General features: G+C 73.7%; 10 protein-coding genes. 4 read left to right on the forward strand and 6 right to left on the reverse strand.

What is annotated here, in order from left to right:
- Positions 1-111: 111 nt before the first annotated feature.
- From nudC to GA0070611_RS17970, 3 genes are all read right to left on the reverse strand, one after another.
- Positions 112-1,059, reverse strand: a complete 948-nt coding sequence (gene nudC / locus GA0070611_RS17960) for an NAD(+) diphosphatase (RefSeq protein ID WP_091665738.1) — start codon at positions 1,057-1,059, stop codon at positions 112-114.
- Positions 1,060-1,126: 67 nt separating this feature from the next.
- Positions 1,127-2,467 carry a M16 family metallopeptidase gene (locus tag GA0070611_RS17965; RefSeq protein ID WP_091665740.1) on the reverse strand — a complete coding sequence of 447 codons (1,341 nt, stop codon included), beginning with the start codon at positions 2,465-2,467 and terminating at the stop codon, positions 1,127-1,129.
- Positions 2,464-3,774 carry a M16 family metallopeptidase gene (locus GA0070611_RS17970; RefSeq protein WP_091665743.1) on the reverse strand — a complete coding sequence of 437 codons (1,311 nt, stop codon included), beginning with the start codon at positions 3,772-3,774 and terminating at the stop codon, positions 2,464-2,466. The genes GA0070611_RS17965 and GA0070611_RS17970 overlap by 4 nt, the downstream gene beginning before the upstream one ends.
- A 229-nt stretch (positions 3,775-4,003) precedes the next feature.
- On the opposite strand from GA0070611_RS17970, the gene GA0070611_RS17975 reads away from it, so the two are divergent.
- From GA0070611_RS17975 to GA0070611_RS17990, 4 genes are read left to right on the forward strand one after another with little or no spacing between them, the layout of a single operon-like run.
- Positions 4,004-5,065: an ABC transporter substrate-binding protein gene (locus GA0070611_RS17975; protein ID WP_091665745.1), complete on the forward strand. Its 1,062-nt coding sequence runs from the start codon at positions 4,004-4,006 to the stop codon at positions 5,063-5,065.
- Complete coding sequence (locus tag GA0070611_RS17980; protein ID WP_091665747.1) at positions 5,062-5,844, forward strand: ABC transporter ATP-binding protein; 783 nt, start codon at positions 5,062-5,064, stop codon at positions 5,842-5,844. Before GA0070611_RS17975 ends, GA0070611_RS17980 begins: the two co-directional genes overlap by 4 nt.
- Positions 5,834-6,718: an ABC transporter permease gene (locus GA0070611_RS17985; RefSeq protein ID WP_091665749.1), complete on the forward strand. Its 885-nt coding sequence runs from the start codon at positions 5,834-5,836 to the stop codon at positions 6,716-6,718. Before GA0070611_RS17980 ends, GA0070611_RS17985 begins: the two co-directional genes overlap by 11 nt.
- A gap of 4 nt (positions 6,719-6,722) precedes the next feature.
- Positions 6,723-7,154, forward strand: coding sequence for an RrF2 family transcriptional regulator (locus GA0070611_RS17990; RefSeq protein WP_091665752.1), 432 nt, complete (start codon positions 6,723-6,725; stop codon positions 7,152-7,154).
- Between the two features lie 82 nt (positions 7,155-7,236).
- On the opposite strand, the gene GA0070611_RS31350 is transcribed toward GA0070611_RS17990, so the two are convergent.
- The 3 genes from GA0070611_RS31350 to GA0070611_RS18000 form a co-directional block, all read right to left on the reverse strand.
- Entirely contained in the window at positions 7,237-7,434 is a 198-nt protein-coding gene (locus GA0070611_RS31350; protein ID WP_167604384.1) for a hypothetical protein, read from the reverse strand.
- A gap of 221 nt (positions 7,435-7,655) precedes the next feature.
- Entirely contained in the window at positions 7,656-8,972 is a 1,317-nt protein-coding gene (locus GA0070611_RS17995; RefSeq protein ID WP_091665755.1) for a DEAD/DEAH box helicase, read from the reverse strand.
- Positions 8,973-9,191: 219 nt separating this feature from the next.
- Positions 9,192-9,395: a cold-shock protein gene (locus GA0070611_RS18000; RefSeq protein ID WP_067374184.1), complete on the reverse strand. Its 204-nt coding sequence runs from the start codon at positions 9,393-9,395 to the stop codon at positions 9,192-9,194.
- Between the last annotated feature and the right edge of the window lie 37 nt (positions 9,396-9,432).

Raw genomic sequence — 9,432 nt, forward strand, 5'->3', positions numbered from 1 at the left:
CGCCCGCGCCCGCGCCCGCCAGGGACGCTAATTCACGGAAAGAGTGGCTATGGCGGGGCGGATAAGAACTCTTTCCGTGAATTAGCGAGGTGGTGGGGTGGGTGGGGTGGGTCAGCAGTGGCCGTCGAGCCAGCGGTGGACCAGGAAGAGGGCGATCGAGGAGGGCGGCGGGAGGACCAGCCGGTCGTCGCCGTCCACCAGGACGGGTTCGCCGGCCAGCGCGGTGCCGATCTCGCGGCGGGTGAACCAGCGGGCGTGCGCGATCTCCGCCGGGTCGACCCGGATCGGCTCGTCGACGTCCGCCCGGGCCAGGAAGCCGAGCATCAGCGAGCCCGGGAACGGCCAGGACTGGCTGCCCGCGTACACGATCTCCTCGACCCCGACGCCGACCTCCTCGCGGACCTCGCGGAGCACCGCGGCCTCGGCCGACTCCCCGGGCTCGACGTAGCCGGCGAGGCAGGAGTAGCGCCGGTGCCCCGGACTGCGGGCCCAGGTGGCGTTGTTGCCGAGCAGGCAGCGCCCGTCCGGGCCGTCCACCCCGTCGTGGATCAGCACGATCATCGCCGGGTCGGTGCGCGGCCACATCCGCTGGCCCATGGCGTCGACCCGGGACCAGCCGGCCTCGTCGACCTGGGTGGAGTGCCCGCTCGCCGCCGAGTACCGGTGCCGCAGGTGCCAGTTGAGCAGGGCCAGCCCGGTGGTGAAGAGCCCGGCGTCGCGGTCGGTGAGCAGGTGGCCCACCTCCCGCAGGTTCACCGGCCGGGCGTCGGGCAGCTCGGGCAGGGCCGCGTCCACCGCGAAGACCGGTACGCCGTCCGGCTCCACGCCGAGGAACATCGGCACCGAGCGGGGCACCTCGGGCAGCTCGCCGGAGCCGATCAGCACGAGTTCCGGCGGGGCGGTGGCGCCGCGTACCAGGGCCCGGCCGTCGTCGGTCGAGTCCAGCACCAGCACCCGGGCCCGCTCCCACGCCTCGGCGAGCCAGTCCGGGTCGGTCCGCCGGTGCGCGGCCCGGTCCAGCGTGGCCCGGGCCAGCGGCGGCGCGGTCTCGCCGGTCACGCCGACGCCCCGTCCCGCCGGCCGGCGGCGCGACGTGCCCCGGTGCCGGGCCGACCGGTCCGCTCGTTCACGCCGACTCCGTCCGTACCGGGGTCACCGCGGCGAGCGGGCCGGCGATCCGTTCGGCGTCGCCGAGCACCACGGTGACCGCCCGCGCCGGGGCCAGGTAGCGCGCCCCCGCCTCGGCCACGTCGTCCACGGTCGCCTTCGCCAGCCGGGCGGCGTGCTCGGCGAGGAAGTCCAGGCGCAGCCCGTTGCCGGCGTACGCGCTGGTCAGCGAGGCGAGCCCGGCCTGGGTGGACATGCCGAGCTGGAGCGTGCCGAGGGCGTACTGGCGGGCCTGCTCCAGCTCCTCCGGCTTGGGTGCGAGGGTGGCCAGCCGGCCCAGCTCGTAGACCGTCTCCAGCAGCGCCGGGGCGGTCACCTCGGTGGCCACCTCGGCGGCGGCGACCAGCACCGAGCCGGCGACCGAGTGCTCGACCAGCGAGTGCGGCCCGTACGTGTAGCCCTTGTCCTCCCGGATGTTCTCCGTCCAGCGGGAGGAGAAGTAGCCGCCGAAGATCAGGTTGGCCAGTTGCAGCGCGGCGTGGTCGGGGTGGGTGCGGGGCACCGCGGGCAGCGCGAGGCGCAGCGAGGACTGCACCGCGCCGGGCCGGTCGACCAGCAGCAGCGGGCCGGGCTCCAGCGGTGGCGCGGGCGGCAGCTCGGCGGGGTGGCCGTCCCCGGTCCAGCCGGCGAGCGCCCGCTCCGCCGCGTCCAGGGCCCGGTCGGGCTGCACGTCGCCGACGACCACCAGCACCGCGCCGGCCGGGTGCACCCGCTCGGCGTGCAGCTTGCGCAGCGCGGGCGGCCGGACGGCGCGGACCTGCTCCGGGTCGGGGGTCTGCGTCGCGTACGGGTGCCGGCCGTAGATCCGCTTGAGCAGCGCGGTGCGGGCCAGGTGGGCGGGCTGGCTCTGGGCGACCTGGATCCGGTCGACCAGCCGGTCCCGTTCGGTCTGGACCCAGTCGGCCGGGTAGGTGGCCCCGGTCAGCACGTCGGCGAGCAGCTCCAGCATCCGGTCCAGGCCGGTGACCAGGCCGGCGCCGGAGAGCATCAGCCGGTCCGGGTCGACGCCGGCGGAGAGCCCGCCCCCGACCTTCTGCAACTCGGCGGCGATCTGGTTGGCGGTGTGGGTGGCCGTGCCGGAGAGCATGGTCTGCGCCAGCATCGCCCCCCGGGCCAGGTGGGTCCGCCCGAACGGCATCCAGAGCCGCAGCTCGACCAGCGGCACGGCGGGTCGGCGTACCGCGATCACGGTGAGCCCGTTGCCGAGCGTGCGTTCGGCCTGCTTGGGCAGCTTGAGCCGCCGGTTGGGGCCGAGCGGCGGCAGGGCCCGGGGGGCGGTCGCCACGGTCGCCGTGCTCATCGGATGCCTCCCGCGATGACCTCGATGGACGCGCGGCGCTCCGGCCGCAGGGTGGCGGCGGCGGCGCGGACCTCGTCCTCGGTCACCTCGCCGACCAGCCGGGGCAGCTCGTTGAGCAGGCCGGGCTCGCCGCGTTGCTGTTCGAGCACGGCCATCCGCAGCGCCCGGCCGAGCGCCGCGTCGGTGTCCCGGAGCAGGTGGGTCGCCATCCGGGCCTGGGTACGGGCCAGCTCCCCCTCGGTCAGCCCGTCGGTGGCGAGCCGGTCCAGTTCCTCGTCGACGGTGCGCAGCACCTTGTCCACGTCGCCGCCGGGCGGCAGGTGGGACTGGAGCAGCAGCGCGGTGGGGTCGCGGACGTCGAACGGATCGCCCATGAAGCCCAGGTAGCCGCCGACGCTGGTGACCGTGCGGTCGCGCTGGACCAGCCGCTCGACGAGCCGGGACGCGTCGCCGTCGGTGAGCACCTCGGCGAGCACCACGTACGGCAGGTAGCCGGTGAAGTCGGTCACCGGGTCGGGCACCCGCCAGGCGCTGGCCACCGCCGGCAGCGGGGCCAGCTTGTCGGTGTACGAGGTGCGCCGCTCGGCGGTCAGGTCGGGCTCGGTGAAGTCGGGCCGGTCCGGGGCGGGGCGGGCCGGCACGTCCCCGAAGTGCCGCTCGATCAGCGTGGTCGCCTCGGCCACGTCGATGTCGCCGCTGACCGCGAGGACCGCGTTGCCGCTGGCGTAGTAGCGGCGGAAGAAGTCGGCGGCGTCGGCCACGGTGGCCGACTCCAGGTCGTCGAAGGAGCCGTAGCCGTCGTGCGCGTTGGGGAAGGTGTCGAACATGACCGGCGGCAGGGTGAGCCAGGGGAACCCGCCGTACGGCCGGTTGAGCACGTTGACCCGGATCTCCTCCTTGACCACGTCGACCTGGTTGCGCAGGTTCTCCTCGGTCAGCCGGGGGCCGCGCATCCGGTCGGCCTCCAGGAACAGCGCCCGTTCCAGGGCGTTGCTGGGCAGCGTCTCGAAGTAGTCGGTGTAGTCGAGGTGGGTGGAGCCGTTGAAGGTGCCGCCGGCGCCCTGGACGTGCCGGAAGTGGGCCAGCTTCTCCAGGTTCTCGGAGCCCTGGAACATCAGGTGCTCGAAGAGGTGGGCGAAACCGGTACGGCCCTCGGGTTCGGACCGGATGCCGACGTCGTAGACCACCGCCACCCCGATCACCGGGGCGCTGCGGTCGGCGGTGAGCACCACCCGCAGGCCGTTGTCGAGCGTGAACCGCTCGACGGGGTACTTCGTCGCTGGAATCTTCGCTCTCCGCGTCGGCACGTGATCGACCCTAACGCGTCGGCACCGCCCGCACCCGCGCTGTGGCCCGGCACGTCCGGCGGCCGATCAGGTGGTCGGCCGCGCGGCGGGCCTAACTCCACCGAACAGGTGGGAATTGCCGTGAACCCCGAGGTCGGTCGTCCCGGATCGTGGATGACCCTTGACGCGGCTCGCCACCTACTCCAGTCTTCCTACCAACTAAGTAGGAATACTGTGGATTGGACTTCTGATGAGACGGCTCCCCTTCCGTCGGTTGGTCTCCCTCGCCACCCTCGCCGTGGTCGGCGCGGCCACCCTGGGCACCACGGCCGCCTGCGGTGACGACACCGACAAGGCCGACGCGACCGGTCCGGTGACCCTGCGGCTGGGCTACTTCCCGAACATCACCCACGCGCCGGCCGTCGTCGGCGTGGAGAAGAAGATCTTCGAAGAGAAGCTCGGCAGCGGCGTCAAGCTGGAGACGAAGACCTTCAACGCCGGCCCGGCCGCCATCGAGGCGGTCTTCTCCGGCGCGCTCGACGCCACGTACATCGGCCCGAACCCGACCGTGAACGCCTTCTCCAAGTCCAAGGGGGAGGCGGTCCGGGTGGTCTCCGGCGCGGCGTCCGGCGGCGTCGCCCTGGTGGTCAAGCCCGGCATCACCTCGGCCGAGCAGCTGCGCGGCAAGAAGATCGCCACCCCGCAGCTCGGCAACACCCAGGACGTGGCGCTGCGCTACTGGCTCAAGGAGAAGGGCCTGCAGACCACCAAGGAGGGCGGCGGCGACGTGAAGGTCGTCCCGCAGGAGAACCCGCAGACGGTGGAGACCTTCACCAGCGGCGCGATCGACGGCGCCTGGGTGCCCGAGCCGTTCGTCTCCCGCCTGGTCAACGCCGGCGGCAAGGTTCTGGTCGACGAGCGGGACCTCTGGCCGGACCGGAAGTTCGTGATCACCAACCTGCTGGTCAGCACGAAGTTCCTCAAGGCCCACCCCGACGTGGTGAAGAAGCTGGTCGAGGGACAGGTCGCGGCGAACGAGTTCGTGAACACCAAGCCGGACGAGGCCCAGCAGGCCATCTCCGACCACATCAGCAAGATCACCGGCAAGCCGCTGGACGTCAAGCTGATCAAGCAGGCCTGGCCGACGCTGGAGTTCACCAACGACCCGATCGCCTCCTCGCTGAAGGCCGGCCTGGACCACGCGGTCGCCGTCGGACTGACCCAGCCGGTCGACCTGAACGGCCTCTACGACCTGAAGTACCTCAACGAGGTGCTCAAGGCCCAGGGCAAGCCCGAGGTCAGCCAGCCGTGACGTCGGCCACGACGACCACCCCGCGCAGCGCGACCGGCACGGTCGCGCTGCGCGGCGTGACCAAGGTGTACGGCCAGGGCGAACAGGCCGTCCTGGCGCTGGACGGGGTGTCGCTGGACGTCGCCCCGGGCGAGTTCGTCTGCCTCGTCGGCGCGTCCGGCTGCGGCAAGAGCACGCTGCTCAACCTGGTCGCCGGGCTGGACCGGGCCAGCGGCGGCCAGATCGAGCTGGGCGAGGGCGCCGACCCCGGGCTGATGTTCCAGGAACCCGCCCTGTTCCCCTGGCTCACCGTCGAGGGCAACGTCGAGGTGCCGCTCAAGCTGCGCGGGCTGCCCCGGGCCGAGCGCCGGGCCCGGGTCGCGGAGCTGTTGCGTACGGTCCACCTGGCCGACTTCGGCCGCAAGCGCCCGCACCAGCTCTCCGGCGGCATGCGGCAACGGGTCGCGCTGGCCCGCACCCTCGCCCTGGACACCCCGGTGCTGCTGATGGACGAGCCGTTCGGCGCGCTCGACGCGATGACCCGCGACATCCTGCACGACGAGCTGGAGCGGATCTGGTCCGAGCGGAAGCTCAGCGTGCTCTTCGTGACCCACAACGTGCGGGAGGCGGCCCGGCTCGCCGACCGGATCATCCTGCTCTCCAGCCGCCCCGGCCGGATCATCTACGCCACCGAGGTGGACGTGCCGCGACCCCGGCGGATCGACTCGCCGGAGGTCTCGGCGATCGCCGCCGACATCACCGACCGGCTGCGCAAGGAGGTGGGCCGGCATGGCCAGTGACACCCTCGCCGGTTCGACGCGGACCGACGCCGAGATCTCCGGTCTCGACCGGCTGGAGATCGCCGGCCGCGAGAAGCCCCCGTCGCGGGCGGTCCGGGTCTGGGCGGCCACCTGGCCGAAGTTCGCCGCGCTGGCGCTGGCGATCGCCATCTGGCAGGCCGTGGTCTGGAGCGGCTGGAAGGACCCCTGGGCGCTGCCCGGGCCGGGCGTGGTCTTCGCGGACCTCGGCCGGTATCTGGTCAGCTCCGCGCTCTGGGAGGGCCTGGCCACCACCGGGCGACGGGCGCTGGTCGGTTTCGCCGCCGCCGTCGCGGTCGGCTTGCTGCTCGGCCTCGGGGTGGCCCGGGTGAAGGTGCTCCGCGCCGCCCTCGGCTCGATGATCACGGCGTTGCAGACGATGCCGTCGATCGCCTGGTTCCCGCTGGCCATCCTGCTGTTCCAGCTCAGCGAGCAGGCCATCTTCTTCGTGGTGGTGCTCGGCGCGGCCCCGTCGGTCGCCAACGGCGTCATCCACGGCGTCGACTACGTGCCGCCGCTGCTGGTCCGCGCCGGCCGCAACCTGGGCGCCCGCGGCCTCAACCTCTACCGGTACGTCATCGCGCCGGCCGCACTACCGGCCATCGTGGCCGGCCTCAAGCAGGGCTGGGCCTTCGCCTGGCGCAGTCTGATGGCCGGCGAGCTGCTGGTGGTCATCGCCGAGCGCACCTCGATCGGCGCGCAGCTCACCTATGCCCGGGACTTCTCCGACGCGCCCCGGCTGATGTCCATCATGATCGTCATTCTGGTGGTCGGCCTGGTCGTGGACGCCGCGTTCGGCGCGGCCGACAAGGCGATCCGGCGCCGCTGGGGCGTGCTGGACCAGGCCGGCAACTGACCCCGTGTACGTCTCCGCACGCGCCGACTACGCGCTCCGCGCCATGCTCGCCGTCGCCGCGGCCGGGTCCCCCGGCGGCGGCGAGCTGGTCAAGGCGGCGGCGCTCGCCGAGAACCAGGACATCCCACTCAGCTTCCTCCAGGGCATCCTGCTCGACCTGCGTCGTGCCGGGCTGCTGCACAGCCACCGCGGCGCCGACGGCGGCTACGCCCTCACCCGCCCGGCGACGGAGATCTCCGTCGGGGACGTCCTGCGGGCCGTCGGTGGGGCGCTGACCAGCGTCCGGGGACTGCCCGCCCAGGGCATCGGTTATCACGGGGTGGCCACCGGGCTGCGCGACGTCTGGCTCGCGGTCGACGGGGCGATCGCCCTGGTGGTCGACCGGACCACGCTGGCCGACCTGCTGACCCAGGAGAGCGGCGCGCCCACCGGCTGACCGCCGCGGCCCTCGGCCACGACCCGCCCCGGGCTCCGGGTCATCGGTGCCGCGCGGAACCAACGGTCGCGCGGAGGCGCCGTCAGCCCGGGCCGTCGCCGGCCGGGTCGCCCGGACCGGTCGGCGCGTGCAGGCCGACCAGCTCGGCGGGGACCGCCGCGCCGGGTGCGGGGTGCCACGGCGCGAAGGCCGCGACCATGGCGAGCAGGAGCCCGGCGACCGCCACCGCGAATACCACGAGCAGCTCGCGCAGCGCCCCCGAGCCGGCATCGCCCGCCATGGTCACCCCTCCCGTGCCCGGCCCCACCGGGCCGGGTTCTTCCCCCCGAGGACAGCGTCGAGCAGGCGGGGACGGGAGGCAGTCGCCGATCGGACGCATCGCAGCCGGCAACCCGACTCGACCCGCGTCACGGTCACCCCCGGTGGCGAGTCGAGGCCGCATGCGTGAGGAGGGGCCCCCTGTACGACGCGAGGCGTTGACAGGGGGCCCCTCCTTTCGCGTCAGGCGGTGCGCGGGCGACGCGGGCGGCGGGAGCGACCCGAGGTGCGGTGCGCCGAGCGGCCACCCTCACCACCGGCCGCGCCGCCACCGCTGCGGGTACGGGCGGGCTGCGCCGGCTGCGGGGCGACGATGGTCACCGGCACCCCGGACGGCTCCCGGGCACCGGTCACCCGGGCCAGCGCCTCGTCGCCGAGCCGCACCTGGGTCGACTGCGGCCGGATGCCGGCCACACTCATCAGCCGGCTGACGTCCCGTCGCTGCTCGGGCAGGACCAGCGTGACCACGGTGCCCGACTCCCCGGCCCGGGCGGTCCGGCCGCCCCGGTGCAGGTAGTCCTTGGCCTCGGTCGGCGGGTCGACGTTGACCACCATGTCGAGCCCGTCCACGTGGATGCCGCGCGCCGCCACGTCGGTGGCGACCAGCGCGGTCACCTGGCCGGTGCGGAACTGCTCCAGGATGCGGGTGCGCTGCGGCTGCGACTTCCCGCCGTGCAGCGCCGCGGCGCGTACCCCCTTGGCGAGCAGTTGCCGGGCCAGCCGGTCGGCGCGGTGCTTGGTGCCCATGAACAGGATGGTGCGGCCCTCGCGGGCGGCGATCCGGGTCAGCGCGGTGGGCTTGTCGGCCGCCTCGACGTGCAGCACGTGGTGGGTCATCGCGGTCACCGTGGCGGTGCCCGGGTCCACCGAGTGCGAGACCGGGTCGGTCAGGAAGCGGCGGACCAGCCGGTCCACGCCGCCGTCCAGGGTGGCGGAGAAGAGCATCCGCTGCCCGTCCGGGGCGACCTGCTCCAGCAGTTTGGTGACCTGCGGCAGGAAGCCCATGTCGGCCATCTGGTCGGCCTCGTCCAGGACGGTGACGGCGACCTCGCCGAGCCGGGCGTCACCGCGGTTGATCAGGTCGTGCAGGCGTCCGGGGGTGGCCACGACCACCTCGGCGCCGGCCCGCAGCGCGTCCGCCTGCCGCTGGAGCGAGAGGCCGCCGACCACGGTGGCGCAGCGCAGCCCGAGGGCCTTCGCGTACGGGGCCAGCGCGGTGGTCACCTGCTGCGCCAGTTCCCGGGTCGGCACCAGCACCAGCGCGAGCGGCCGGCCGGGGCGGGCCCGCCGACCGGCGGTGCGGGAGAGCAGGGGGAGCCCGAAGGCGAGGGTCTTGCCGGAGCCGGTGCGACCCCGGCCGAGCACGTCCCGGCCGGCCAGCGAGTCGGGCAGGGTGGCCGCCTGGATCGGGAACGGCTCGGTGATGCCCTGCGCGGTCAGCTCGGCGACCAGCGCCGGAGCCAGGCCGGTGGCGGCGAAGCTGGGAATGGTCATGGTCATGCGGAATGGCCTTCCTCGACGCGGCACGTGTCGAGGGAGGGCGCCGAGAGGCGCTGTCACCGGGGGACTCGTCCGCCGGGACTCACAAGCACGAACCGATGGGGTACAGGCCGGTCCGCCGCAGCACGCCACGTCCCGCCGGAGCGGGGGGCGGCGCGGCGGACCGGTCCCGTCACCGCGCCCGGAGGGCGCGGAGGGTGTTACCGGGAGATCCGAAGATCAGAGCGGACGGATGTTCTCCGCCTGCGGGCCCTTCTGGCCCTGGGTCACCTCGAACTCGACCCGCTGGTTCTCGTCCAGGCTCCGGTAGCCGGAGGTCTGGATCGCGGAGAAGTGGGCGAAGACGTCAGCGCCGCCGCCGTCCGGGGTGATGAAGCCGAAGCCCTTGTCCGCGTTGAACCACTTGACGGTGCCAATAGCCATTTGTTTCGTCTCCTTGACGGAACGTCGAACCCGCACC

The sequence above is a fragment of the Micromonospora auratinigra genome (genome assembly GCF_900089595.1).
In the GTDB taxonomy this organism is placed as follows: domain Bacteria; phylum Actinomycetota; class Actinomycetes; order Mycobacteriales; family Micromonosporaceae; genus Micromonospora; species Micromonospora auratinigra.